Genomic DNA, 26,504 nt, shown 5'->3' on the forward strand with positions numbered 1-26,504 from the left:
CATCTTCTTTGACTTCTCAACACATTGTAACTACAATAGTTACAAAATATGTTTTATTCACACTTTGAACATACTACTAACATATCCACAGGCAGGAGGAATTGTAATGAAACATTTAATCGTTTATGCACACCCGAATCCACAAAGCTTTAATCATGCAATTTTAGAAACATTTCAAGGACAGTTACAAGAAAAAGGACATGAAGTACGTGTTCGCGATCTATATGCTATAAACTTCAATCCTGTATTAGCTGCCGATGATTTCATTTCCTTTTCACAAGGAAATACGCCGGCTGATATTAAGGCAGAACAAGAACATATTACGTGGGCAGATGTGATCACATTTATTTATCCAGTTTGGTGGGCAGGCCTTCCCGCTATCTTAAAAGGGTATGTAGAACGTGTATTTAGCCAAGGATTTGCTTTTACATACGGCCCAAATGGCGTTGATAAATTTTTAACAGGTAAAAAAGGGGTATTATTATCCACAATGGGCAATTCAAAAGAGAATTACGATGCAAGCGGTATGTTTGAAGCAATGAAGAAAACAACTGATGCAGGTATTTTTGATTTTACTGGTATTGAAACAGTCGAGCACGCTTTCTATACGAGCGTTCCTTCTGTGGATAACGAAGTGAGAACACAATACCTTGAAGAAGTGAAAAAACTAGTGAATCGTTTGTTTTAACGAAAATCCACCTTGTGAAGGTGGATTTTTAATTTCCAATAATTTTAGGGATATATCTTTGCAGGACCTCTTCTAACTCTTTTATATCTTCATTTCTAATTAATAAGTTTACATTGTTATTCCACTTTTCTATACCGCGATCCAAAAAGACATTCTCTTGCGGAAATTGTCCCTGTACGAATGTTTTATCGCCTTTCCCTTCTTCGACTATAAGCTACTGTATAGATAGTTGCTCCGATTAATATGGTAACAATAAAAACAAGTAGTAAATTACTATACAAGTACGCTTTAGCATTTTGTATAGTGGAAAATAACGGATATTCTAGAATATGTTTTGTTAACAACCCACCAACAATAGCCATCCCTAATCCCTCCGCTAAGAAGCAGGCGAAGCTGAGAAATCCCATACCTGCGCCGACTTCCTTCGGCTCCAGAGCATCGGCAACACTCGTGGAAATTACTGTTTTAACGAAGGAGAGTCCACCAAACATTAGAATCAACATACCAGAAACTAACCATGGTGTTTGATCCGCAAATAATGAAATGATAAAAAAGCTCACAATAATGAAAAATGAGCCCATCCATAACACAAATGTAGTTCCTCGTTTATCAACTAGGTTACCACCAACTATACTGAATAACATTGCACTCATAGTTCCTGGGAATATAACCCACCCAATCATACTTGCAGATAGCTGGTGTACACCTCTCATCATATAAGGGATCATTGATATGCAACCTGCCACAGTACCTAGCAGAATACAAGCAGTTAGAACTCCCAATATGAACTTTCGATTTATAAATAATCGTGGTTCTATAAAAGGCGATTCAGCCTTGTGTATATGCAAAGCGAATTCTGCAAACAACACAAAACTAATCGACAAATACAACCAGTTATATTGCGTTGTATATATAGTAAATGTGACAATCCCACAGGACAGTAACGCTAATCCCCAAGTATCTATCCTCTCTCCCTTTGTGGATTCATTAGGAAGTTCTTTTAGAAAAAAGGGGATAGTGAAAAGTGTCAGCATCGGAATCAGAAAAAGAAATGGCCACTGTACATAATGGGCAACCGTCCCACCAAGAGCTGGGCCTATTCCTTCTCCCATAGCTACCAACGAGCCGATTATACCAAATGCTTTACCACGATTCTCTGATTTCACGTAGCGTGCAACGATTACCATAATAAGCGCCGGCACTGATGATGCACCAACACCTTGAATAAAACGCGCAGCAATTACAGCAAAAAAATTAGAATGTGCCAACACACCTAAAAGTGACCCACCACTATAAACTAGCAGACCGAAAACAAGTAATTTCTTCACACCATATTTATCACTTATTGTTCCGTACGTGATTGATCCAATAGCAAATGAAAGCATAAAACTTGTATTTACCCAGTTAGCCAAAGACGGTGATATACCAAGGTCTTTCGCGATATCCGGTAAAACTACATTAAAAACCATTTCGTTCAATACGCTGAAGAAAGCAAGAAAGCCAAGCCATAGAAAAGCCTTCTTCACATCAGTAAACACATAATTCGGTAAATCGGTTACTGTAGTTGATATATTACTATTCTTTAATTGTTGTAAATCTTTTTCCACTAGGATGATACCCCCATCTTAAGGGGGAACCACGCAGTTTATAGGGTAAATGATGCGTTTTCCCCTTAAATTTGTACCCCCATCATTTTTGTGCACTTCATAAATACGCCTCCTTATCACATTTGTTCCATATTATACCATTCACCTGTTCAGCAAGGAAGGAATAAAACTTCACACAATTCGACCATATGTATCACCAGAACGAATTTTTTGTTATAAAAAAAATAGGCAACCTTTTACGATTGCCTATCTCTTCCTACATCTTCTCAATCCACTCTGTTAAACTGTGGACAACATGCGTTGGCTGCACATCATATTCTGTTAATTTTTCCACAGATGTGACTCCTGTGTGGACAAGAAGCGTATCCATCCCCGCATTCATACCAGCTAAAATGTCTGTATCGTAGTTATCCCCAACCATTAACGTTTCTTCTTTCGTTGTACCAAGCACTTTTAGAGCCTGTTCCATAATAATGGATTCTGGTTTACCAATGAAAATTGGATTTACTGTTGTGGATACTGCTACAACGGATGTTAAAGAACCGTTCCCTGGTAATAAGCCGCGTTCTGTTGGAATCGCAATATCAGCGTTTGTTGAAATGAATGTTGCCCCGTTACGAACGGCTAAGCACGCTTTTGCTAGCTTTTCGTATGTAACTTCGCGATCTAATCCAACGACGACAAAATCCGGATTACTATCCACAAGTGTGAATCCTTTTTCCACAAGGGCATCGCGCAAACCTTCTTCTCCAATCATATATACAGAAGCATTTTGCTTTCTTTCATATATAAAGTTCGCTGTTGCCATGCTTGTCGTAAATACTTGTTCTGCGCTAGCTGGAATATCAAACTGCACAAGCTTGTCTGCAACTTGCTCTGGTCTACGCGTTGAGTTGTTCGTAACAAATAAATATGGTAAGTTACGCTCTTGCAGCGCCTTTACAAAATCACTTGCCTCTTCAATTCGTTCTTCGCCTCGATACATTGTTCCGTCTAAGTCAATTAAATAGCCTTTATACATAGGTGCCACTCCTTCTTGATACATACTCTCCTCTTATCGTATCCTTTTTCCAAAAAGAAAAAAACGCTTTTTCAAAAAGCGTCCCATAATGTTCATTTTTTTTCTATTATTTGATACGAACAGAAGCAATCTCCATCACACATATTAGATAATACTTTCACATCAGCATCTGGCAACAGTGTATTATACATATTTTTCTCATCATGACAAATTTGCGGAAATTTTTCAGCTACCTCTATTAACGGACAATTTTGCTTTTGTAATAGGAAGGAGCGCTCACTTTCTTGCTGCACACGCACCATATAACCATTTTTCTCTTGCATGACTGCAATTTCTTTTAATCGCTCTACTGTTGTTTCTTTTCGATTTATACGGTTTGCCAATTGTTCTTCCATACGTTTCGTACGTGCCCTTAAAAGCTTCTTAACGAGTTCCTCATCGCCAATATGCAGCAAGTCTTCTAACATTTCGACTGCAAACTGCTTATATTGTTTCGGAAACAAGTCTTCTCCTTTCGTACTTAAACGATAGACATACATCGGTCTCCCGACATGTTGACGCACCATCTTCGTTTCAATCAACTCTTCCTTTTCAAGCCTACTTACATGACGACGCACTGCCATCTCCGTAATTTGCAATGCTTCCGCTAATACCGCAACAGTCTGTTCTCCCCTTACTTTCAAAAGTTGAAGAATTTCTTCTTTTGTAGAACGTGCTGCTTCCCCCATTTTTCTACCTTCTTCCCTTTAACAAGCTTTAATGAGCAAAGTACATCACTGTCCATTAGAGCCACATGAATTTATCCCCCTATCCGCAGGCAGTAAAACCCCCACCTCAAGATTGTGAGAAAACAAAAAAGAGAGGTGGGGACTGACTGTTGAGAGCTTTCCATCAGTGGGGATGAATCCCTCACTGATGAAAGTTTCACTTTACTCTCCTGCAAATGCAGATACAGGACCAAGTTCTTGCTCTAAATAACGGCGAATATTGGCAGGATATTGTTTGATCATATCAATATGTTTTTGTACTGTATCATACACTTCTGTATGGTTCATATTTACATATTCCTGCACAATCATTTTACGAAGACGAACGACTTCTTTTAAACGCTCTCCTTCTTCATTCGTAACCACTTTTTCATCCATTAAAATATCAATAATATCTTCATAACTACCTGGATCACGCATAATAAATCCATCAATCATGGCATTGCCTACGTCTAAAATACAATCAATCATAAGATGTGCCATGCGCTCTAATGCATATTCATCAAGCGCTCCGCGGTACTCTTGTTTTGTTTGAAATGCTGCAACAACTTTCTCTAAACACTGTAACATTTGTTCAATTTTTTTACGGTCTACAAAGTACATATATGTCACCTACCTGGAAATTAAAGCATTTTCATTCCCAATTGTACCCCTTTATTCGAAAAAAATCGACAATTTTTCGAATTCACCTTTTTCCCATTCTTTGTTATAGTTATACGTGTATGATTTTCGGAATTGGAGGAATGGCACCATGGAACGTGAACTCGCATTAGAAATTGTCCGTGTAACAGAAGCAGCAGCCCTTGCATCCGCACAATGGATGGGTCGCGGTAAGAAAAATGAAGCAGATGATGCTGCAACAACTGCAATGCGTACGATGTTTGACTCTGTGAACATGGCAGGCACTGTTGTGATTGGAGAAGGGGAACTTGATGAAGCACCAATGCTTTACATTGGTGAAAAGCTTGGAACAGGAAACGGTCCAGAAGTAGATATCGCTGTTGATCCATTAGAAGGAACAAATATCGTAGCAAAAGGTCTTGCAAACGCAATGGCTGTTATCGCTATCGCTGATAAAGGAAACCTTCTACACGCTCCTGATATGTACATGGAAAAAATCGCAGTTGGTCCAAATGCAGCTGGTAAAATTAGCTTAGATGATCCAATTGAAAAGACAATTGAAATTGTAGCCGAAGCAAACAATAAAAAAATTCGTGACTTAACAGTTATCATACAAGAGCGTGAACGTCATCAAGACATCATCGAACGAGTACGTGCAAAAGGTGCACGTGTAAAATTATTCGGTGACGGTGATGTTGGTGCATCTATCGCAACAGCCCTTCCTGGAACAGGAATCGACTTATTTATCGGTACTGGCGGTGCTCCGGAAGGCGTTATCTCTGCTGCTGCACTCAAATGTCTTGGCGGAGAAATGCAAGCACGTCTCGTTCCAATGAATGAAGAAGAAGAAGCACGTTGCCATGCCATGGGCTTAGAAGACCCACGTCAACTTCTTATGCTAGATGATTTAGTATCCGGTGACGATGCAATCTTCTCAGCAACAGGTGTATCTGCTGGCGAGTTATTAGATGGTGTGAAATTCCTTGGCGGAGATTTAGCAGAAACATATTCTATCGTTATGCGCTATAAAACAAGAACAGTGCGCTTTATTAAAACGCACCACCATTTAGATCATAAACCACACTTAAATTTAGATATTTAAAAAGGAGTCATGTTCATGGGAGAACGTTTTTTTCTTTACGATGATACAGTGGAAACAAAAACGCGTTTCGTAAGCTTTATGGGAGAAAACGAGCGCCACGATTTAGCACTTTTGTATTCTGACCGTCATTATGGTAAAACTATCGTCCTTGATATACAGCGCAATAAATTTGCCATTATCGGTCGTGACGACTTAGAAGAACCCGGCTACTTAGAACATGCATTTTCTATTTCAGAAGAAAATGCAGAAGAATTACGTTCATTTTTATTTGAACTGATGTAAATTTAAATCACCAACTTACAACAGAGTTGGTGATTTTTTATGTTATATATTTCGAATTTTCAGTTTAATGTGATATAATAACGACAAATTTATTTGGATAGAAAGGATGTTACACTACGTATGCCAACATATACTTTGTAATGGAGCAGCAACTGGATAGTATTACTCTCAAAAAAGCACAACGCTTTTTTCAGGGGAGTAGTCTGCCCAATTCCCATTACAAAGGAACGTAGCACATCTGTAGTATGATTGTTACGAAGGTTCCTCACAGGGGAATCTTCTTTTATTTTTCTCTTTTTTCTATATTTCATACTGCAAGACATCCAAATAGATGTCCCACGTTCCTTTATCTAAATACGAGGTGAAGGAAAATGCAGAACATACAACTTTCTTGGAATTTATATAAGACAGAATTAGAAGATACTGTAGAAAAACATTGTAAAAATTGTGGTCATACAGTCCTGTTTACTGATACACATATTCGTAGACATAACGCGAATGGTAAAAACATTTATCGTTTTGCGATTTACAAATGCGAAAAAGAACATACATGGAATAAGAAATTACACATTTATAAAACGTATTCTGAACATGTTGAAACAGTCGATATGCTTCAAAAAGAAAGCCAAGAAACGATACACAACATTTCAATCCTGCCCTATGAAAACGCAGGATTGACGGAACTAACCATCCTATTAGAATCCGTGCATGGATTGTTTCGCATCGACAAAGCACTCGCGACCTATATTTCAGAATGGAGCCGTACGGTAATCATAAAGAAAATTAAAGACGGATCTATTCACTTAAACGGTCAACGCATTAAGCAAAATGCCAAACTTTCAGCTGGCGATTGTATTTCTATATACCTGTAATTGATATAACAATGTTAAAAAAATTCCTCTTACAACGGTGTAAGAGGAATTCTTTTACTTCTTCACTTTTCGCAGTACAAAGTATGCACATCCAAAATTACAATACTCGTATAAATACTCCGATAACGTACTAATTTTCGTATCATACGTTGCACGCTGGTTGCTATCGTCAAAAAAGCCGCGTAATCGTAGCTGATCATACCCCCAATCACCCACGATATAATCATATTTATTTAAAATTTCTGCGTAACGAGCTTTAAATGCTTCTTCATTAAATCCATTTCGATTTTCTTGTATGACTTCATAGTGGATATTATTCACGTAAACTGTAGTGCGAATCTCCTGCTTCTGCTCCATCTTCCATTCCCTTTCCTATTCTTTCTTCTTTTTATCGTATCATAAAGCCACAAAACCAACAATTTCAAATACAAAAAACCTCCTAAGTGGGAAATGCTATAGAGTGAAACTTCCTTTTGGAGCGTTCTTTTCCAAAAGGTTAGTTGAACCAATCGGGCTCTTACGGACAGTTATCTCCCTCCTATCTTCTTTGACTTCTCACAATCTTGAGGGGGAGCCTTACTATCCGTTAGGGCGGGATGAATAAAGCTCTCACCAATTAGGCTTTTTCGGGCAGTTATCCCCTACCTACCTTCCTCGTTTTTCCTTGAATCTTGAGATGTGGGTATTACTGCCCGCAAATAGCGAGATCAATAAGGAGGAAACAATCATGAAAAAACAACTGCTCCTATCCCTTCTCACCCTTTCCATCTTTGCTGGATGTCAAACAAACAACAAAGCGGAAATGAAACAGGAAGAAGGAAGCCGCGTACTTGTGTCTGAGCATAAAGACATATACGGGAAGGACGTGCCAAACCGAATGCTGACAAGAGTCGGCTATTCTCAAAAACAAAAAGATGAAGTGTCGAATCGCCAAGTCGGTACGATTAACAAGGAACGATTAGCAGAAATGATTACAGATATAACAGTGAAACTTCCAGACGTTATAAATGCCGCAACACTTGTAACAGATGATGAAGTATTTGTTGTATACCGAGCAAACACGACAGATCCGGCTCTAGTCGCTGATCAAGTACAAAAAGCAGCATTGTCCGTTGTTCCCCGCTATTACAAAGCATATGTATCAACAGATCAAAAATTAATATCACAAATTCAAGGACTCAAATCCGGCACATTAAATGATAAAGAATATGCACAAACACTCGATATGCTCAAGCATGAAATGAGCAAAAATCCGCATTTAAACAACACGCAAAATACTACACTGCCTAACACAATGAAGTAAAGTGAAACTTCCTTTTGGAGCGTTCTTCTCCAAAAGGTTAGTTGAACCAATCGGGCTCTTACGGGCAGTTAACACTTCGTTGCTTTCGCTAAATATTACTGCCCGTTAGTGCGGGGTAAAGTGAAACTTCCTTTTGGAGTGCTCTTTCCCAAACCAATCGGGCGCATGCCGGCAGTTAGCACTCCTTTAATGTTGCTAAATTATTACTAATAACAGGATACATTAAATGACCTGAGAATATACTCTCAGGTTATTTACTAAACATTTCACCGTTTTTCCTGCATAATAGAAATAGTATATATATTAGAAAGTGGTGAAATGTATGGTTTCAAATGCAACAATTGGAAGTATGATTGTGCAAATTGCTATTTCAGTTCTTATCCCAATCATTGCTCTCGTTTACTGTCGAAAGAAGTATGGAATCTCTTTAAAAATTGTCGGTGTCGGGATTGTATTCTTTTTGGGATTCTCACAAATTTTAGAAAAAACGTTACATGTCTATGTATTTGGAAATCCAGCAGCAACTGAGCTACTAAAAAATCCGTTTATCTATGCTATATATGGCGGATTAACTGCTGGTATTTTTGAAGAACTTGCACGTTTTATCGCCTTTTTCTTTTTACTCAAGAAGTACCAGGAGTATAAAGACGGCCTTGCTTATGGAATCGGTCACGGAGGGATTGAATCATTATTAATTGGGGCGACTGCCGGAGTGCAAAGTCTTGTATTTGCTTTCTCTATTAATAACGGAACCTTCTCCAAAATGATTGAAAAGGTACCTCAGCTCAGCGCTGTCCAAGATGCATTACTACATACTCCGCCTTACTTCTATTTACTTGGCGGAGTAGAGCGGATCGTTGCTTTTATCATGCAAATTGCTCTTACAATGCTTGTCTTATATGGCGTAAAGCATAAGAAGTATATGTTTGTAGGGCTGGCAGTATTTCTTCATTCGTTTGTTGACTTTTTCGCAGCGCTTTACCAACGCAGACAAATCAATTTGTTCGTAACGGAAGGAATTATGATACTGTTTGGCATTGGTGCTTACATCCTAATTCGTAAAATGAAAACAAAATTCCTAGCAGAACATGCAAGCTAAGCCGAATCGGCTTAGCTTTTTATTTTGATTTCAGTTACCAATAACTAGAGAAAGGAGGATTCCTCACTCTATTTGTCGAAGTACGTACAAATTCGTCTATTCATAAGTGAGGGATAAATCATGAAGAAATTAATTGTTGTCCGCCATTGCACTGCAACTGGGCAAGAACATGATGCACCACTTACAGCAGCAGGTCAGCAACAAGCTAAATCTCTTGCAGATTTTCTCATCACAGAACAGCTCCCTATCGAAAACATTATCTCTAGCCCATTTACTCGTGCTGTTCAATCCATTACACCTTACGCGTCACATATGCAGCTCCCTATTCAAGAGGATGTGCGGTTAACTGAGCGTATACTGAGCGGCGCTCCAATGAGTAATTGGCTACAAATGCTAGAGCAAACATTTATAGAAATAGATGTCGCATTTCCTGGCGGAGAATCGACGCGCCAAGCGACGGAGAGAGTACAGCCACTTATCCACAGCATATTACAAGAAGATACGAAAAAAGTAACAATGCTCGTTACACATGGTAACTTGTTCACGCTCATTTTAAGGCTTTTTGACAAAAACGTTGGTTTTTCCACATGGGAAAGCTTAAGCAATCCAGACGTATACGAAATTACGTTAGAACATGGTACAGCGACTATCCACAGATTGTGGGGAATACATTGTGAAACGAATTAACGTAACTACTGATAATCTAGAATCAGAACATATTTGCTGTGCTATATCTGACAAAAGAATGGCACACGGAGTTTTGCAAAAGAAAGCATGGTTGCAACAGCGAATGGGAGAAGGACTTGTCTTCAAAAAGTTAGACGTAAATGGAAAAGTATGTATTGAATACCTTCCAGCTGAATACGCCCCATTACAGCTCCAGGACATATGTGTATAAAATGAAACTTCCTTTTGGAGTGCTCTTCTCCAAAAGGTTAGTTGAACCAATCGGGCTCTTACGGGCAATTAGTACTTCTTTTCTTTCGCTAAATATTACTGCCCGTTAGTGCGGGGTAAACAAAAAAATTCAAAAAATTATGGAAAACACTCGATAAGTGAAAAGAAAGGAGCTTGTATTCCAATGTACGAAGAAGTCATCTCATTACTACATAAAACGAATGTTTTATATGAGAAATTTGAACATGAACCTGTTTTAAATTATGAAACAGATCGAATGATTCGGGAACGTCTCGGTTTAGATGGTGAACCAAGTAAAAGTCTCTTTTTAAAAACGAAATCCGGGGCTTACTATGTCTTTTTTACATTAGAAGGAACTCGCCTTGATATGAAGCAAATGAAAAATATGATCGGTACAAGCGTCTCTCTTTGTTCACCTGATGAACTAAGAACGACAACAGGATGCCTCCCAGGATGTGTTGCTCCTTTTGGCTATACAGAGGATGTAACAATTATTGTGGATTCTTCTATCTATCAATACGAAAAAATATTGATTTCACCTGGTGTCCCTGAATTTACAATTGCTTTATCCACAGAAGAATTACGTAAAGTGTTATCCACATGTGGAAATACCGTATTAGAATATGAATGAAAAAGAGCTGAAAATTTCAGTTCTTTTTTCATCCATGTGCACCCGAACCCGACATATTTAATACAACAACTCCGCCAATAATAAGCACTATGCCAACGAACGTTTGCCATGTAAAAGCGTCCTTCCAAATGAGAACACCAAGTAATGCCGTTAGCGCTGTACCAACTCCAGACCAAATCGCATAAGCAGTGCTAAGTTGAAGGTATTGCAACGCTTGGGATAAACAATAAAATGCAGATGTAAAACCAAGAACAACACCGATACTTGGCCATACTTTCGTAAATCCGTCTGACAACTTCAGCATCGTTGTCCCAAATACTTCACTCACAATTGCAAGCGCTAAAAAAACAAATCCTTTCATAGACTTCCCCCTTTATGCTCTATCGTATTTTCTACACTGATATCTTGTTCAAAAAAAATCCCCCTTAGCCGATTCACTAAGAGGGATTTCCTCATTATTTTGCTTCTACTGTATTTTCTTTTGCAGATTGTACTTGCTCATCTGCATGGTAAGAAGAACGTACAAGCGGACCAGCCTCACAGTGACTAAATCCTTTGCTAAGTGCAATTTCTTTTAACTCTGCAAATTCTGCTGGTGTGTAGTACTTAATAACTGGTAAATGCTTTTTAGACGGTTGCAAATATTGACCAAGCGTTAAAATATTAACGTTGTTTGCACGTAGGTCATCCATTGCCTCGATAATATCTTCCGTTGTTTCACCAAGCCCAAGCATGATACTTGATTTTGTCGGAATATCAGGCTGCATTTCTTTAGCACGACGTAAAAATTCTAGAGAACGATCGTATTTTGCTCTAGCGCGAACTCGGTCAGATAATCGACGTACCGTTTCAATGTTATGGTTTAAAATATCAGGACGTGCATCCATTAACATTTTTAAATTTTCTTCTACTCCGCCCATATCAGATGGTAAAACTTCAATAGACGTAAATGGATTTTTACGACGAACTGCGCGCACTGTTTCCGCAAAAACAGCTGCCCCTCCATCTTTCAAATCATCACGTGCAACTGCTGTTATAACAACGTGTTTTAAACCCATTTGTTCTACAGAATCTGCTACGCGTTCTGGCTCTTGTAAATCAAGCTCCGTTGGTAAGCCTGTTTTAACAGCACAGAAGCGGCATGCACGTGTACAAACTGCACCTAAAATCATAAATGTTGCTGTTTTACGAACAGCCCAGCATTCATGAATATTCGGACACTTTGCCTCTTCACAAACGGTATGAAGGTTCTTAGAACGCATCATTTTCTTTAAGCCTGTATAGTTTTCATTTGTATTTAATTTAATTTTTAACCACTCGGGCTTGCGCTTGTATTCTGTTTGTTTTGTCATGTTCATCAACTCCGCACAATATGAAATAGTTTACCATGTTCGCTTCTTTCAATGTAACATATCTATTCTATCGCATGAAAGCGATTTGCTCAAATGAAGATTCTAAGAATTCCTTCCAATTATTACTTATAATGAAATATCGTGTATATCCCACACTAAAGGTAGTGATTTCGAAAGGAGCTTACTGCCGTGCATCGAAAATTTTTCCTTCTGCTTTCTATCTGTTTTCTTCTTCAAACAAACATTGTATACGGGCAAGAAAACAAACAAGAAGATATATACATGAAGCGAATGACATTATATAAAGAAATGGAGACATTCTCTCTTATTCCATGGTACTACTTTGCTGCCATCGATCAATACGAGCGAAATATCCGTGCTGTTCGCCGCGATATTCCGAAAAAGCCAGATGCCATTATCTCTATTTACTTCAAACCAGAAGTATGGTCCGGACCAGCAAATCCAGACCCCCATGATACAAAACCGTACACAATCTCCTTATTTGGAGGCATGGGGTTAGACGGAGACAACGATGGATTGGCAGACGCAAATAATGAAAAAGATGTTCTCTATACAATGGCTACCATATTAGGGAAACGTGGGACAAATCGAGAACAGCTAAAAATTATGTTGTGGGAATATTATCAGCGGGCTAAAACAGTAGAGTTAATATTAGGTTATACTCGTATGTACAAACATTACAATCGGATTAATTTGGAAGGTAACGCTTTCCCTCTGCCTGTTCGCAGCGATCATAGTTACCGCAGTACATTTGGTGCTAAACGAAGCTTTGGCGGACGGCGTATGCATGAAGGAACAGATATTTTCGCCGGCTATGGTGTACCTGTTCGTTCTACTTGCTATGGCATTATTGAAACGAAAGGTTGGAATCGTCTTGGCGGCTGGCGCATTGGTATTCGTGACTTATATAATAACTACCATTACTACGCACATTTAGGCGGATTTTCCAAAGAAATACAGCTTAGACAAATCGTCGAGCCTGGAACTGTCATTGGATTTGTCGGCAGCACTGGTTATGGTCCGCCTGGAACAGCAGGTAAATTCCCGCCTCACTTGCACTTTGGATTGTATAAAGATAACGGCTATACAGAATGGGCGTTTGATCCGTACATGCATTTAAGCTTATGGGAGCGGAAAGAACGAATGAATTCAAAAAGATAACCGCAGTGCGGCGGTTATGAAAAATATGAAAAAGCGGATAACCTCAGTTATCCGCTTTTTTCTCCTTCTTCTCCGGTACAACAACTCCGCCGCTTCCGTAATAGCCAGGCACTTCTCCTTGAATAATGCGCGTGGCTACTGGAATATCTTGCTTCACAGTTACTTCCTTCGTATGAAACGGAATAATAACCTGAAGAGCCACTTCAATTTCCATCACAATTTTAATAGCCGTATTGTTAATTCCTTGCTGCTGAAAATCTTGTTTAATATTTGTGGATACATGACCGATTGTTGTAAACGTAATTGGAATATCTGGTCCTATGTTACCAAGCAATGCATTATCCGTAATTCTACCAAGAGGAACAGATAGTGCAGTTCCGTCATCTTCTGATAATCCTAACCCTTTCGTATCCCCTTTCTCGACTTGATGTAAATATTTCTCTATGTACGTTGTTGTCGATGTTAAAATCTCATTCACTGCTTCTGTATTTAAATCGATTGTAGATACTTTTCCATTCTTATCCGTTTGAACTTTCATTAATGAGTCAACATTAATCCCTTGTGCAATCCTATCTTTCACAGCCTTCGTCATCACAACTGTCGCAGTTTGCTTCGTCTGCATTTCTGCATATTTCATTAATGTTGGCTGAATGCTTTTGTTCACAAGCCACAATCCTTGTAAGGTTAGTATAATAAAAATAGCAAATGAAATAAGCAATACGTACCGAAATGGCAGTGGTCCTTTCCGAAACCGAGAAGTCCGGGGGCGAAACGCACGCATAACAAATCCCTCCTTCTTACACATGTATATGCAAAAAAGAGGGACGATATATTTAGATCATTTTTAGCAGTGCATCTTTTCCAATTGTGCCAGTTGTAATTCCTAACCTTTCTGCTTCAATCGTAACCGATTCAAGTGGTGCTTCTAACAACTGTTCAATCGTTCTTACGCCAACAGCGCGCCCTGCAAGAATGCCGCGATCGCTTAACTTTTCGTTTAACAATCCCACATCTAACGCCCCGCACATAATATATCCTTTATCACTCATAACTGCTAACAAATTTGTCTTTGGAAGCTTTACACTCACTGCTATAAACGTGCATTCATTTATTATAATTGGTTCTATATTAACCATAGTTCACACTCCTCTCTCCTTTATCTGTATGAGAGTAGAAAAAAGAATGTGAATACAAAAAGCCTACTGTAATCAGTAGGCTATAATTTTACAGATGATGCACATTTCATTAATGTATCCTTCAAAACATCACGGAGCAATTCCGGCATATAATATTCTTTTTCTGGCACGACCGCAAGCTCTGGGTATAAGTAACCGAATGTGAACATATCAATCGTTCCTACTGTATAGATTCGTTCTAGATCTAATGATTCCCCGTTAATGATTACGTCTTCGAGTAAAATTTTATTACCCGGAATCGTATCTGGCACAACTTCTACGCCAGCATACATCATTTTCCCCATGACTTTCCCGCGAAAACCTAAACCTTTTACTTCAAGCTGTTCCATGTTTGGACGTCGTGCTTTCAAAATAACATCTCGCAATGTTTTCCCTTTCACTTGCAAGCGGCATGGATTAATCGGATGTGGACAAATGTGATGAATATCTCCTCGGGTAACTATACCTTCCTGTAATCCTTCGAGTAATACACCAGCATTCACCATACCAATTTCAGCATCGCACCATTCTCGGAGGGATTCGGCAAGCATATGAGCAAATTTCGTTTCCTGAAACCAATCTATTTCTAACGATTCCTTTAAACTTACAACAGGCTCTGCCATGATGAACTTACTTTCTTGTTCAAGCTCTCCTAATAAAATATTGGGCTCTCCATATGCGCCTAATCGCTTCGCACTAATTGCTCGTCCATCTTTTTTCGTCACTTGCTTTGTTTGTAAGTCCACCGTTATTTGCACATGCCCCACATAATGTCCCCACTTCTCTGCGCAGCAGAGAAGCGTTCCATTCACTAATACACCGCGCTCAAATAAATGATGGGTATGTGCACCTAAAATAACATCTATATCATAATGCTCTGCCATATATTCATCTGCATTCTTTCCTAAATGAGATAATACAACAATGACATCCGCCTTTGAACGTACCTCTTCTAAAATTGTTTCCAAATGTAGAAACGGATCTTCAATATGCCAATCTAACTTCGCATAAAAGTCAGGATATGCCACTGTTAAACCGATAAAAGCAATTGTAACCCCATTATCAAGTGTTTGCAGCACGTATGGTTTTACCCAGCTAGGACGTGTTTGATTTGTTTCAAATAAATTGGCAACGAGCACTTCAAAATTTGCATCGTCGTATAAATGATCCAGTTGCTCCTTCGCAAGTGTAATCCCTTCATTGTTCCCAATCGTTACATAATCGTACAACGCTTCATTTAATAGCTGCACATTTCCTTTTCCGTTCGTTGCCTCAGAAATCACATGAAAGCGATCAACGTGATCGCCAATATCTAATGTAAAGACCGCTTCACCAGCAGCAAGACGACGCTTTTTCTCTTCTACAACAAACCGAGAAATTTGCGGCCAATTTTCAAAATGACTATGTATATCATTTGTATGATAAAGATGAATTGTTACTTCCGTATCTATATTCAGAGAAAAAACCTCCTCTCAATTCCATACTTCTTGTTTACGCTATATGCAAGCTCGAATCCTGTAAATACTTTTCGTCTTTTCTTGCTATTTTACATTGTACTCTCATTAATGGAAAAAGCAAAAGTTTCTTCTTTAAAAGTTAAGGAGAAGATGCAGCATGATTGTAATTAACAAAAGCTTCTCGCCTATCGAACTTCTTCAGAAGGTCTTTATATTGTGTCAAAGCACCGTTATATTTGCGCCCATGAAAAAAACGCCCTGTAAACAAGGCGCTTCTGACATATACATTACCTTTAATTATAACTAATACTAGCACTTGGGTATAATGTCGTTCCTCCAATTGAAATTTTGATTTCTTTTGATAATGGAACATTTTGTTCATTAATAACAGTTCTCCACCATTCCCATGCAAGACCTGTACATTCTCTCGCTACCACTTTTACATTTTTTGAATTCGGTGGAAGTGGTATGACTGTAGAGAAATGAGCAGTTTTGTCTTTGTTGTTTCCTTCCCAAGTTTTATGGGTTAATACTTCTTTTCCATTTTCATCATACGAGAATTCATCCCAAGATACATCAAATTGAGCAACATATGCACCGTAATGATCAAGCGTCATTTTAGCACTAGAATATTCTGTAGATGTAGTTTCGATATAATCTGTATTGTTATGAACAGTAGCAACCGCATTATCTTTTAAGAAAGTGCTAGTATATGAAATTGGATATGCTGGATTTTTAGGACTTAATTCTGCATTATCTTTAATTATATTTCGTATTTCATTAAAATCTTTTGTAACAACCTTGTTATGCTCCTTTGCATCTCCGCCTAGTACTACAGCGGTAAAGGTACTGTCTTCAAAAATATCTTTGTACTGTCCACTTGTTTCAACGCTGTTATTCTTAAGTAAGGCTTTAAAGGCAGCTTGTACATCTTTGCTCTTAGAAGTTGTTTCTAATTTTACATAAATTGTTCTGCCGTAAGCTACATTTGACACCATAACAGGCGGAGCCGTATTACTTACCCCTTTACGAGTTAACTCTTCAAAAGTAACGCTATTATCAAAAAGGTCTGATGGATTGTTAGGTAGTTCTGCACTTACGGTATAAAATATTTGCTTATATGCCGCAACCATCACTTTTTTCTCTCCATTTGCAATCGCATTAAAGTCAATGCTCAGTCCATTATCAAGATATTTAGCGTTAACATTAAGAGCACTTGCTATTTGAGATTTACTATAAACCATAGACTCTGTATACTGCATTCTTGCAGGTAAGGTATGTGTTGTTGAATACTTTTCATTCCAAGTAGATACTAAATCATCTACTGCTCCAGACACATTACTATATGTTGGATTTTGGACAGTTATTGTATTTTCTTTTCTCATGCCAGGTAAGTCTATACTAATATTCAAAGGTTTTCTCTTGGCTACTAATAAACTAGGTTGATTATCCGCAAAAGCTTTATTTGCAAGTTGTACTGCTCCTGGATATGTACGATTAACCATAGAATCAATAATTGAGATATCCACCGGCGAGGTTGTAAGTGATTTTTCCTCACGTTCAACCACTACAAATTTACCATTTGAATTAATACCTTCTTTCGGCACAAAACTCTCAACTTTATCACCATTTACTGCTAAAATATCTCTACTATCATACTTTAAATTTGCTATGCCAGTATCAATTCCACTAGCATTTTTTGTTGCATCAGCTGAATTATCTGTTTGTGTTTCAGCAAAGGAAATAAATGAATAATTAATAGTGCATAAACTAACTAATAAACATACTAGAAACTTTATTCCTCTGACGCTATTTATAATTTTCAAAAAATTCAACTCCTTTTTTAGAATAATTTTGTTGCATCAGCTGAATTACTTGTTTAAGTTTCAGCGAAGGAAATAAACGAATAATTAATAGTGCATAAACTAACTAATAAACATACTAGAAATTTTATTCCCTCAATAAAATTTAGAATTCTCTAAAAACTAACCTCCTTTTTTCAAAAAATTATATCATAAAATTTTGATTTTTGTATATTGATAAAATTTTTTCAGATAGTTTTTCAGCTACTTTCATGCACCCGATCCTTTTTTACTTCTTAACATCTTCAAGCCTATACCATCAGTAAGAAAAGCATCACTGATGGAAGTTTCACTTTATATCGTGTCAAAGCACCGTTATTTCAAGAATAACTCCAATATATCGGGAGAAACGGCTGATATATTTGCTTCCAAGTAAAAAAGCGCCCTGTAAACAGGGCGCTTCCGCTTTTAAATTAACCGATAGAACCTTCCATCTCGAATTTGATTAGACGGTTCATTTCTACTGCGTATTCCATTGGAAGTTCGCGAGTGAATGGCTCGATGAAGCCCATTACGATCATTTCTGTTGCTTCTTGCTCAGAAATACCGCGGCTCATTAGGTAGAATAATTGTTCTTCTGATACTTTTGATACTTTCGCTTCGTGCTCAAGTGATACATGATCGTTTTTGATCTCGTTGTAAGGAATTGTATCAGATGTAGATTGGTTATCCATGATTAATGTGTCACACTCGATGTTAGAGCGAGAGTTTGTCGCTTTTGGTCCGAAGTGTACGATACCACGGTATGTTACTTTACCACCATGTTTAGCAATCGATTTAGAAACGATTGTTGAAGATGTGTTTGGCGCTAAATGAATCATTTTCGCACCAGCATCTTGGTGTTGGCCTTTACCAGCAATCGCGATAGATAATGTTAAACCACGAGCGCCTTCGCCTTTTAAGATAACAGCTGGGTATTTCATCGTTAATTTCGATCCGATGTTACCGTCAATCCATTCCATCGTTGCGTTTGCTTCACAAACTGCACGTTTTGTAACTAGGTTGTATACGTTGTTTGCCCAGTTTTGGATCGTTGTATAACGGCAATATGCATCTTTCTTAATGATGATTTCTACTACCGCACTGTGAAGTGAGTTTGTTGTGTAAACAGGTGCTGTACAACCTTCTACGTAGTGTACGTGTGCGCCTTCGTCTACGATAATAAGCGTACGCTCGAATTGTCCCATATTTTCAGAGTTAATACGGAAATACGCTTGTAACGGTGTTTCTACTTTCACACCTTTTGGAACGTAGATGAATGATCCACCAGACCAAACTGCAGAGTTTAATGCTGAGAATTTATTATCAGTTGGCGGAATTACTTTTCCGAAATGCTCACGGAAAATATCTTCGTTCTCTTTTAATGCGCTATCTGTATCTTTGAAGACGATTCCTAGCTCTTCTAGGTCTTCTTTCATGTTGTGGTATACAACTTCAGATTCGTACTGTGCAGATACACCCGCTAAATATTTTTGCTCTGCTTCTGGAATACCTAATTTATCAAACGTTGCTTTAATTTCATCAGGTACTTCATCCCAAGACTTCTCAGATTTCTCAGATGGTTTTACGTAGTACGTAATTTCATCGAAATTTAAATCATTTAAGTCTCCGCCCCATTGTGGCATTGGCATTTCATAGAAGTGATCCAGTGATTTTAAACGGAAGTCTAACATCCACTGTGGTTCTTCTTTCATACGTGAAATCTCTTCTACGATTCCTTTTGTTAAACCGCGCTCAGCACGGAAAATCGAAACGTCTTTATCTTTGAAACCATATTTATAATCGCCGATATCTGGCAGCTGCTTCGCCATGTTCGTATGTCCCTCCTTGGATAAACTTCGTATTTAGGAACTCATTTGCATTACTTCTCTTCGTTCAAGCCTTTTTCTAACGCTTTCCAAGCTAATGTTGCACACTTAATACGCGCTGGAAATTTGCATACACCTTGTAATGCCTCGATATCTCCTAAATCAATGCTGTCATCATACTCTTTTCCTAGCATCATATCCGAGAAAATTTTTGAAAGCTGAAGTGCCTCTTCAATTTTCTTTCCTTTTACGGCTTGCGTCATCATAGAAGCGGAAGACATAGAGATGGAACAGCCTTCTCCTTCAAACTTCGCTTCTTGAACAATACCGTCTTCTACTTTCATTGTAAGTTGAATGCGGTCACCGCAAGTTGGATTGTTCAAATTAACCGTAACACTATCTTCTAATACGCCATGGTTACGCGGATTTTTATAATGATCCATAATAACTTGGCGATATAACGTATCTAAATTATTAAATGACATTTGTGAAATACTCCTTTGTTTTCGTCAGCGCTTCGACAAATGTATCAATTTCTTCTTTTGTGTTATATAAATAGAAGCTTGCACGTGCTGTAGAAGAAGCTTTGAGCCACTTCATTAACGGCTGTGCACAATGATGACCTGCACGAACCGCAATACCTTCTACATCTAATACTGTCGCAACATCGTGTGGATGTACGTCATCAATATTAAATGTAACAAGACCTGCACGGTGCTTTGGACCATAAATTGTAACACCGTCTACTTCTGATAGTCTTTCTAAAGCATACTGCGCTAATTCATGTTCATGCTTTTCAATATTATCAAGACCGATTTCTTCTAAGAAATCAATTGCAGCTCCAAGTCCGATTGCGTTGCCGATAATCGGTGTACCTGCTTCGAATTTCCAAGGAAGCTCTTTCCATGTAGACTCTTGTAAGTCTACGAAATCGATCATTTCACCGCCAAATTCAATTGGCTCCATATTTTCAAGCAATTCCTTCTTACCATATAATACGCCAATACCTGTAGGTCCGCACATTTTATGAGCGGATAAAGCGTAAAAATCACAGTTTAAATCTTGTACGTCCACTTTCATATGCGGTGTACTTTGTGCACCATCAACGACCATGATTGCTCCGTTTTGGTGTGCAATTTCTGCAATTTCTTTTACAGGGTTAATCGTTCCAAGTACGTTTGATACGTACATAATAGCTACGATTTTCGTATTTGACGTGATCGTTTGACGAGCATCTTCTAATGAAATTGTCCCGTCTGGTTGAAGCGGAAGATATTTTAATGTTGCACCTGTTTTCTTCGCAACTTGTTGCCAAGGAATAATGTTACTATGGTGCTCCATGTAAGAGATGACAATTTCATCGCCTTCTTTTACATGTTCCATACCATAGCTTGCCGCGACTGTATTTAACGCTGTTGTTGTACCGCGCGTAAAAATAATCTCTTCCATAGACTTCGCATTAATAAACTTACGAACTTTCTCGCGTGCACCTTCATACGCATCGGTTGCTTTCGTACCGAGCGTATGAACACCGCGATGAACGTTAGAGTTATATTCTTTATAATAACGTTCTAACGTTTCAATAACTTGAATTGGTTTTTGAGAAGTTGCCGCACTATCGAAATAAACAAGTTGTTTGCCGTTCACCTTTTGATCAAGAATTGGAAACTGTTTGCGTATTTCATGAATATCCATTAGCGAACTTTCCTTTCAATTACCTCAACAAGCTGTGCTTTTACTCCTTCGATTGGAAGCTCATTTACTACAGGTGCTAAGAATCCATGGATGACTAAACGTTCTGCTTCTTTCTTCGGAATACCACGGCTCATTAGGTAGTATAGTTGTGTAGGATCTACGCGTCCTACAGAAGCTGCGTGACCTGCCATTACATCATCTTCATCGATTAAAAGAATTGGGTTTGCATCGCCGCGTGCTTTTTCGTTTAACATCAGAACGCGAGAAGATTGCTGTGCATTTGATTTAGAAGCACCGTGCTCGATTTTACCAATTCCGTTAAAGATAGATGTTGCGCTATCTTTTTGTACACCGTGTTTTAAGATAAAGCCTTCAGAATGTTTACCGAAGTGAACAACTTTTGTTGTAAAGTTTTGTGTTTGGTTACCACGGCCAATTGTTACTGTTTTTGTATCAGCAAATGAACCGTCGCCCATTAAGTTTGTTACGTTCTCAGAAATTGTGTTTCCATCGTTCATAAGACCTAATGCCCACTCTAAACGTCCATCTCGTCCAACTACGCCGCGGCGGTTTACGTAAGATGTTACATCTTTTGCTAATAAGTCAACTGCACCAAATTTCACTTGTGCACCTTGTTCTACAATTACTTCTGCCACGATATTTGCAATACCAGTAACATTTTCATTTGCCACGTAGTTTTCTACATATGTTGCAGAGCTGTTTGCATCTGCTACAAATAATACATGGTTATATACATTTGCTTCTTCACCGTCTACTAAGAATACAGCTTGAAGTGGTGTTTCAAGAACAACGTTTTTCGGAACGTATACGAACGCACCGCCGTTGATTAGTGCAGCATGAAGCGCTGTTAAACGATGTTCGTCAACTTTCACGCCGTCTTTCATTAAATACTTTTGTACTAGTTCAGCATGCTCAGTTGCAGCTGTTACGATATCTGTAAAAATAACGCCTTTTGTTTTCGCCTCTTCTGATAAAGAAACGAATGCAGTTGTACCGCTACGCCCTACAAGAACGCTATTATTTTCGTCAATTAAATTTTTCACTGCTTCTGGAAGTTCTTCTAAAGAACTTACAGGCTCTTGCTTTGCAGTGTGACCTTTGCCGATAAAATCCCATTTATCAATTTTTGTTTTATCAGGCGTTGGCATTGGAAGTTCAGTTGCCTTTGCAAGAGCTTGTAAGCGGAACTCAGTCAACCAAGCAGCTTCGTTCGCTTCGCTTGCATGCTGACGGATAGAATCTTGATCGAAAGGTAATGTACCAATTGTCATGTTTATGCTCCTCTCTTACGCTTCTTGCTCTTCTGTTTCGTCTTCAATACCTAGTTCTTTTTTAATCCAGTCATAACCTTCAGCTTCTAAACGTTGTGCAAGCTCAGGACCGCCAGATTTCACAACACGACCATTCATCATAACGTGTACATGATCTGGAGTGATGTAATTTAATAAACGTTGGTAGTGCGTGATCATTAAGCAACCGAAATCTTCGCCGCGCATTTCGTTAATACCTTTAGATACAACTTTTAATGCATCGATATCAAGACCAGAGTCAATTTCGTCTAAGATTGCGATTTTTGGCTGAATCATCATTAATTGAAGAATTTCATTACGTTTTTTCTCACCGCCAGAGAAACCTTCGTTTAAGTAACGTTGTGCCATTGATGGATCCATTTCTAGGAATTCCATGTTTTTATCTAATGTACGGATAAATTTCATAAGAGAAATTTCATCGCCTTCTTCACGGCGTGCATTAATTGCAGAACGTAAGAAGTCAGCGTTTGTTACTCCGCTAATTTCACTTGGATATTGCATTGCTAGGAATAGACCCGCTTGTGCGCGCTCATCTACTTCCATTTCTAATACATCTTCACCGTCGATGATGATGCTGCCTTGTGTTACTTCATATTTTGGGTGACCCATAATTGCAGAAGATAAAGTTGATTTACCCGTTCCGTTAGGTCCCATAATTGCGTGGATTTCTCCACCTTTTACTTCAAGGTTTACACCCTTTAAAATTTCTTTGCCATCGATTGATACATGTAAATCTTTAATCGTTAATGTAGAACCAGCCATCTCAATACCTCCATTAATCATCTATATACATTTTAAAAATTCCTAAAACGTTCACATTCTCATTTTATTCTCATTCTAATTTTATATCAAATAAAATGATATCGCAAACGTTGAAAAAATGTAACAATTTTTCTACAAATACGAGCAGGTATTTTCTGCACATTATATTATGATACACCTTTCTTCCTACTTATATAAAGAAAAAAGGCTGAAAAATCCCAGCCCTTTTTTCATCTTATTCACTTACAGGAAGTACAGCTCCTTTGTACTCTTTCTTAATGAAATCTTGAATTTCTTTTGAGTGTAATACTTCGACAAGTGCTTTAATTTCTTTTCTGTTTTCGTCACCTTTACGAACAGCAATAATATTTGCGTAAGGAGAGTCTGATCCTTCAAGTGCAATTGCATCTTTTGTCGGATTTAATTTTGCGTCAATTGCGTAGTTTGAGTTGATGAATAATGCATCGCCTTCATTGTTTTCATATAATTTCGGTGTAAGCCCTGGCTCAACATCTGTTTTAAATTTCAAGTTTTTCGGATTTTCTACAATATCTTTTTCTGTCGCTTTTACGATATCTACACCATCTTTAAGTTTGATAACGCCGCCTTTTTGCAGAAGTCCTAACATACGTCCACGCTCTGCTACGTTATTACTCATAATCACTGTTGCACCATTCGGAAGATCTTTTAAACTTTTATATTTCTTAGAGTAAATACCCATAGGCTCTAAATGAATTTTCCCTGCATTTACAAAGTTATACCCTTTTTCTTGAATTTCTTTCTCTAAATACGGAATGTGTTGGAAATAGTTAGCATCAATTTCTTTATCAGCTAACGCTTTGTTTGGTAATACATAGTCTTGGAATGGTTGAATTTCTAATTTAATACCTTTTTTCTCTAATAGTGGTTTCGCTTTTTCTAAAATAACTGCATGCGGTACGTTAGAAGCACCAACTACAAGTTTCTTTTCATCTTTTCCGCCGCCACCACAAGCAGCTAATGCAAACACAAATACAGCAAGAAGTGCTGAAAATAATACCTTCTTCATGTTATAACATCCTCTCTTTTTTAATATTCAAAATATAAAATCTATATGGAGTTTTCGTACGAAACGAAAACTCTTTATCCAAATAATAACTAGCTTCTCTTTACCTTTTATCAAGTCGCTTTGTAAGAAAATCACCAAACATTTGAATAATAAATACAATAATAAGCACAAGAATTGTTGCCATGAGAGTGACATCGCCATTATTGCGTTGGAATCCCTCTAAATAAGCAAGTGTACCAAGACCGCCTGCTCCAACAACTCCAGCCATCGCTGTATAGCCTACAAGTGCAATTGCCGTTACCGTAATACCCGAAATAAGTGCTGGCAAAGATTCTGGTATCAATACTTTTAAGATAATTGTACTCGTCTTTGCTCCCATCGCTTTCGATGCTTCAATAACGCCTTTATCAATTTCACGAAGTGCAATTTCAACCATTCTCGCATAGAACGGTGCTGCTCCAACAATTAATGCTGGCAATGCGGCACTTGCTCCAAGAATCGTATTAAGAAGAAACTTCGTAAATGGAATCAGTAAAATGATTAAAATAATAAACGGAATAGAACGGAAAATATTCACAAACGCGCCAATTACAATATTGACTGGTTTGTTCTCCAATAGATTATCTTTTCCTGTGAGAAACAGTACTAATCCAAGAATAAGACCCAATACAAACGTTGCAAGTGTAGCAATTGCCGTCATGTATAACGTCTCTTGCGTAGCCTCTAACATTTTTGTCCAATCGACATTTTGAAACAAATTATCCATGTGCAATCACCTCCAGCTCTACTTGCTCTTGTTGAATCGTTGCAACTGCCTCTGCAACCACATCTTCGTCACCTTTTAAATGAACAATTAAACTTCCATACGCCCCGTTTGTTGTTTGAGCAATATTCCCTTGCAGAATGCTCACTTCCACTCCATCTTGCTTCATTAACTCTTGCAAAACTGGTCTTTCCACCGCTTCACCAATAAATTGCAGTTTCACGACTTTTCCTTCCGGGTATTTCTCTACTAACTGTTCAATTGCTTCATCTGTATCTTCAGAATCTGTTATTTGTTTAACAAAACGCTTTGTAATGTCTTGCTGCGGATTACGAAATACATCTAACACACTGCCGCTTTCAACAATCTTTCCTTTTTCCATAACAGCAACGCGGTTACAAATTTTTTGAATAACGTGCATTTCATGTGTAATGAGTACGATCGTTAAACCGAGGCGTTTATTAATATCGAGAAGCAAATCTAAAATTTGATCTGTTGTTTCTGGATCTAGTGCTGATGTCGCTTCATCGCATAATAATACTTTCGGGTTATTTGCTAATGCTCTCGCAATCCCAACGCGCTGCTTTTGTCCACCACTCAGCTGAGATGGATACGCATCTCCTCGCCCTTCTAAACCAACAAGACGAATTAATTCATCTACACGCTGTGTTCTTTTCTCTTTTGTCACTCCAGCAATTTCAAGCGGAAAAGCAATATTTTCACGAACAGTTCGTGACCAAAGCAAGTTAAAATGCTGGAAAATCATCCCGATTTCTTGACGCGCTTCTCGCAGTTCTTTTCCTCTAATTGCTGAAATCAAACGCTCTCCAACAGTAATTTTTCCAGACGTTGGTTTCTCCAATTGATTAAACAAGCGAATTAAGGAACTCTTTCCGGCACCGCTATATCCGATAACACCGAAAATTTCACCTTTTTCTATTTGTAAATTCGCATTATCAACAGCAGTAACATCGCCGTTTTTGGAGCGATATATTTTCTTTACATTTTCTAACACAATCATTGATGTCACCCCTTTTTAATTAAAAAGTGTAAGCGGCTCTCCGCTATACCGATAAAGTGAAACTTCCATCAGTGGAGAGTTTTTTCATCTCTCACTGATGGTTAGTTGAACCAATCGGGCTTTTACGGGTAGTTATC

29 protein-coding genes and 1 pseudogene are annotated in these 26,504 nt (G+C 38.2%); 10 read left to right on the top strand and 20 right to left on the bottom strand.

The window, feature by feature from the left end:
• The first annotated feature begins 106 nt into the window (after positions 1 to 106).
• On the top strand, positions 107 to 688 hold the full coding sequence (locus CN326_RS09875; RefSeq protein ID WP_098308756.1) for an NAD(P)H-dependent oxidoreductase: 582 nt from the start codon (positions 107 to 109) through the stop codon (positions 686 to 688).
• 28 nt (positions 689 to 716) lie between these two features.
• On the opposite strand, the pseudogene CN326_RS25070 reads toward CN326_RS09875, so the two are convergent.
• The 5 genes and pseudogenes from CN326_RS25070 to hepT form a co-directional block, all read right to left on the bottom strand.
• Positions 717 to 893, bottom strand: a pseudogene (locus CN326_RS25070) (iron ABC transporter substrate-binding protein); the annotation flags it as partial.
• The gene (locus tag CN326_RS09885; RefSeq protein ID WP_483295641.1) at positions 874 to 2,226 is read right to left on the bottom strand and encodes an MFS transporter; all 1,353 of its coding nucleotides are present in this window, start codon (positions 2,224 to 2,226) and stop codon (positions 874 to 876) included. The gene CN326_RS09885 and the pseudogene CN326_RS25070, both read right to left, overlap by 20 nt.
• Before the next feature lie 325 nt (positions 2,227 to 2,551).
• Entirely contained in the window at positions 2,552 to 3,316 is a 765-nt protein-coding gene (locus CN326_RS09890) for a TIGR01457 family HAD-type hydrolase (protein WP_098308950.1), read from the bottom strand.
• Between the two features lie 92 nt (positions 3,317 to 3,408).
• Complete coding sequence (locus CN326_RS09895) at positions 3,409 to 4,044, bottom strand: helix-turn-helix transcriptional regulator (RefSeq protein ID WP_098308799.1); 636 nt, start codon at positions 4,042 to 4,044, stop codon at positions 3,409 to 3,411.
• Positions 4,045 to 4,245: 201 nt separating this feature from the next.
• Positions 4,246 to 4,686 carry a type VII toxin-antitoxin system HepT family RNase toxin gene (gene hepT, locus CN326_RS09900; protein WP_098308800.1) on the bottom strand — a complete coding sequence of 147 codons (441 nt, stop codon included), beginning with the start codon at positions 4,684 to 4,686 and terminating at the stop codon, positions 4,246 to 4,248.
• A 148-nt stretch (positions 4,687 to 4,834) separates the two neighbouring features.
• Here hepT and glpX point away from each other — a divergent pair, with 148 nt between their 5' ends.
• The 3 genes from glpX to CN326_RS09920 all read left to right on the top strand — a co-directional run bounded on the left by glpX (position 4,835) and on the right by CN326_RS09920 (position 6,960).
• The gene (gene glpX, locus CN326_RS09905) at positions 4,835 to 5,806 is read left to right on the top strand and encodes a class II fructose-bisphosphatase (protein WP_098308802.1); all 972 of its coding nucleotides are present in this window, start codon (positions 4,835 to 4,837) and stop codon (positions 5,804 to 5,806) included.
• Between the two features lie 15 nt (positions 5,807 to 5,821).
• Positions 5,822 to 6,088: a DUF3055 domain-containing protein gene (locus CN326_RS09910; protein ID WP_098308804.1), complete on the top strand. Its 267-nt coding sequence runs from the start codon at positions 5,822 to 5,824 to the stop codon at positions 6,086 to 6,088.
• A gap of 371 nt (positions 6,089 to 6,459) precedes the next feature.
• Positions 6,460 to 6,960 (top strand): RNA-binding S4 domain-containing protein, encoded by a 501-nt coding sequence (locus tag CN326_RS09920; RefSeq protein ID WP_098308806.1) that lies wholly within the window; start codon positions 6,460 to 6,462, stop codon positions 6,958 to 6,960.
• A gap of 54 nt (positions 6,961 to 7,014) precedes the next feature.
• Here the strand turns inward: CN326_RS09920 and CN326_RS09925 are convergent, their stop codons facing one another.
• Complete coding sequence (locus CN326_RS09925; RefSeq protein ID WP_098308808.1) at positions 7,015 to 7,317, bottom strand: YutD family protein; 303 nt, start codon at positions 7,315 to 7,317, stop codon at positions 7,015 to 7,017.
• Positions 7,318 to 7,687: 370 nt separating this feature from the next.
• Between CN326_RS09925 and CN326_RS09930 the strand changes: the two genes are divergently transcribed.
• The 5 genes from CN326_RS09930 (at position 7,688) to CN326_RS09950 (ending at position 10,911) form a co-directional block, all read left to right on the top strand.
• Positions 7,688 to 8,263, top strand: coding sequence for a YhcN/YlaJ family sporulation lipoprotein (locus CN326_RS09930; protein WP_098308810.1), 576 nt, complete (start codon positions 7,688 to 7,690; stop codon positions 8,261 to 8,263).
• A 322-nt stretch (positions 8,264 to 8,585) separates the two neighbouring features.
• Positions 8,586 to 9,362, top strand: a complete 777-nt coding sequence (locus tag CN326_RS09935; protein ID WP_098308812.1) for a YhfC family intramembrane metalloprotease — start codon at positions 8,586 to 8,588, stop codon at positions 9,360 to 9,362.
• A 120-nt stretch (positions 9,363 to 9,482) separates the two neighbouring features.
• Positions 9,483 to 10,049 (top strand): histidine phosphatase family protein, encoded by a 567-nt coding sequence (locus CN326_RS09940; protein WP_098308814.1) that lies wholly within the window; start codon positions 9,483 to 9,485, stop codon positions 10,047 to 10,049.
• On the top strand, positions 10,036 to 10,260 hold the full coding sequence (locus CN326_RS09945; RefSeq protein ID WP_176524581.1) for a hypothetical protein: 225 nt from the start codon (positions 10,036 to 10,038) through the stop codon (positions 10,258 to 10,260). The genes CN326_RS09940 and CN326_RS09945 overlap by 14 nt, the downstream gene beginning before the upstream one ends.
• Positions 10,261 to 10,443: 183 nt before the next feature.
• Positions 10,444 to 10,911: a YbaK/EbsC family protein gene (locus CN326_RS09950; protein WP_098308816.1), complete on the top strand. Its 468-nt coding sequence runs from the start codon at positions 10,444 to 10,446 to the stop codon at positions 10,909 to 10,911.
• Positions 10,912 to 10,939: 28 nt separating this feature from the next.
• Here the strand turns inward: CN326_RS09950 and CN326_RS09955 are convergent, their stop codons facing one another.
• Together CN326_RS09955 and lipA are read right to left on the bottom strand one after the other, a co-directional pair.
• Positions 10,940 to 11,272: a DMT family transporter gene (locus CN326_RS09955; RefSeq protein ID WP_098308818.1), complete on the bottom strand. Its 333-nt coding sequence runs from the start codon at positions 11,270 to 11,272 to the stop codon at positions 10,940 to 10,942.
• A gap of 94 nt (positions 11,273 to 11,366) precedes the next feature.
• Positions 11,367 to 12,263 (bottom strand): lipoyl synthase, encoded by an 897-nt coding sequence (gene lipA / locus CN326_RS09960; RefSeq protein ID WP_098308820.1) that lies wholly within the window; start codon positions 12,261 to 12,263, stop codon positions 11,367 to 11,369.
• Positions 12,264 to 12,452: 189 nt separating this feature from the next.
• On the opposite strand from lipA, the gene CN326_RS09965 reads away from it, so the two are divergent.
• Positions 12,453 to 13,445: a M23 family metallopeptidase gene (locus tag CN326_RS09965; protein ID WP_098308822.1), complete on the top strand. Its 993-nt coding sequence runs from the start codon at positions 12,453 to 12,455 to the stop codon at positions 13,443 to 13,445.
• 43 nt (positions 13,446 to 13,488) lie between these two features.
• On the opposite strand, the gene yunB is transcribed toward CN326_RS09965, so the two are convergent.
• The 12 genes from yunB to CN326_RS10025 all read right to left on the bottom strand — a co-directional run bounded on the left by yunB (position 13,489) and on the right by CN326_RS10025 (position 26,367).
• The gene (gene yunB, locus CN326_RS09970) at positions 13,489 to 14,226 is read right to left on the bottom strand and encodes a sporulation protein YunB (protein WP_098308824.1); all 738 of its coding nucleotides are present in this window, start codon (positions 14,224 to 14,226) and stop codon (positions 13,489 to 13,491) included.
• A gap of 52 nt (positions 14,227 to 14,278) precedes the next feature.
• Positions 14,279 to 14,581 carry a YunC family protein gene (locus CN326_RS09975; RefSeq protein ID WP_098308826.1) on the bottom strand — a complete coding sequence of 101 codons (303 nt, stop codon included), beginning with the start codon at positions 14,579 to 14,581 and terminating at the stop codon, positions 14,279 to 14,281.
• A gap of 80 nt (positions 14,582 to 14,661) precedes the next feature.
• On the bottom strand, positions 14,662 to 16,077 hold the full coding sequence (locus CN326_RS09980) for a bifunctional metallophosphatase/5'-nucleotidase (protein ID WP_369680112.1): 1,416 nt from the start codon (positions 16,075 to 16,077) through the stop codon (positions 14,662 to 14,664).
• 293 nt (positions 16,078 to 16,370) lie between these two features.
• A complete protein-coding gene (locus CN326_RS09985; protein WP_098308830.1) occupies positions 16,371 to 17,912 on the bottom strand; it encodes a thiol-activated cytolysin family protein in 1,542 nt (513 codons plus the stop codon).
• A gap of 440 nt (positions 17,913 to 18,352) precedes the next feature.
• Positions 18,353 to 19,750 (bottom strand): Fe-S cluster assembly protein SufB, encoded by a 1,398-nt coding sequence (sufB, locus tag CN326_RS09990; protein ID WP_098308832.1) that lies wholly within the window; start codon positions 19,748 to 19,750, stop codon positions 18,353 to 18,355.
• A 50-nt stretch (positions 19,751 to 19,800) separates the two neighbouring features.
• On the bottom strand, positions 19,801 to 20,232 hold the full coding sequence (sufU, locus tag CN326_RS09995) for a Fe-S cluster assembly sulfur transfer protein SufU (protein WP_035433100.1): 432 nt from the start codon (positions 20,230 to 20,232) through the stop codon (positions 19,801 to 19,803).
• A complete protein-coding gene (sufS, locus tag CN326_RS10000) occupies positions 20,222 to 21,442 on the bottom strand; it encodes a cysteine desulfurase SufS (RefSeq protein WP_098308834.1) in 1,221 nt (406 codons plus the stop codon). The genes sufU and sufS overlap by 11 nt, the downstream gene beginning before the upstream one ends.
• Positions 21,442 to 22,734: a Fe-S cluster assembly protein SufD gene (gene sufD / locus CN326_RS10005; RefSeq protein ID WP_098308836.1), complete on the bottom strand. Its 1,293-nt coding sequence runs from the start codon at positions 22,732 to 22,734 to the stop codon at positions 21,442 to 21,444. Before sufD ends, sufS begins: the two co-directional genes overlap by 1 nt.
• 15 nt (positions 22,735 to 22,749) lie before the next feature.
• Complete coding sequence (gene sufC / locus CN326_RS10010; RefSeq protein ID WP_035433106.1) at positions 22,750 to 23,535, bottom strand: Fe-S cluster assembly ATPase SufC; 786 nt, start codon at positions 23,533 to 23,535, stop codon at positions 22,750 to 22,752.
• Positions 23,536 to 23,770: 235 nt separating this feature from the next.
• Positions 23,771 to 24,583 (bottom strand): methionine ABC transporter substrate-binding lipoprotein MetQ, encoded by an 813-nt coding sequence (gene metQ / locus CN326_RS10015; protein ID WP_098308838.1) that lies wholly within the window; start codon positions 24,581 to 24,583, stop codon positions 23,771 to 23,773.
• Positions 24,584 to 24,683: 100 nt separating this feature from the next.
• Complete coding sequence (locus tag CN326_RS10020; protein WP_098308840.1) at positions 24,684 to 25,349, bottom strand: methionine ABC transporter permease; 666 nt, start codon at positions 25,347 to 25,349, stop codon at positions 24,684 to 24,686.
• Complete coding sequence (locus tag CN326_RS10025; protein WP_098308842.1) at positions 25,342 to 26,367, bottom strand: methionine ABC transporter ATP-binding protein; 1,026 nt, start codon at positions 26,365 to 26,367, stop codon at positions 25,342 to 25,344. The genes CN326_RS10020 and CN326_RS10025 overlap by 8 nt, the downstream gene beginning before the upstream one ends.
• Positions 26,368 to 26,504 lie beyond the last annotated feature (137 nt).

The organism is Bacillus sp. AFS018417 (assembly GCF_002560985.1).
In the GTDB taxonomy this organism is placed as follows: Bacteria; Bacillota; Bacilli; order Bacillales; family Bacillaceae_G; genus Bacillus_A; species Bacillus_A rhizoplanae.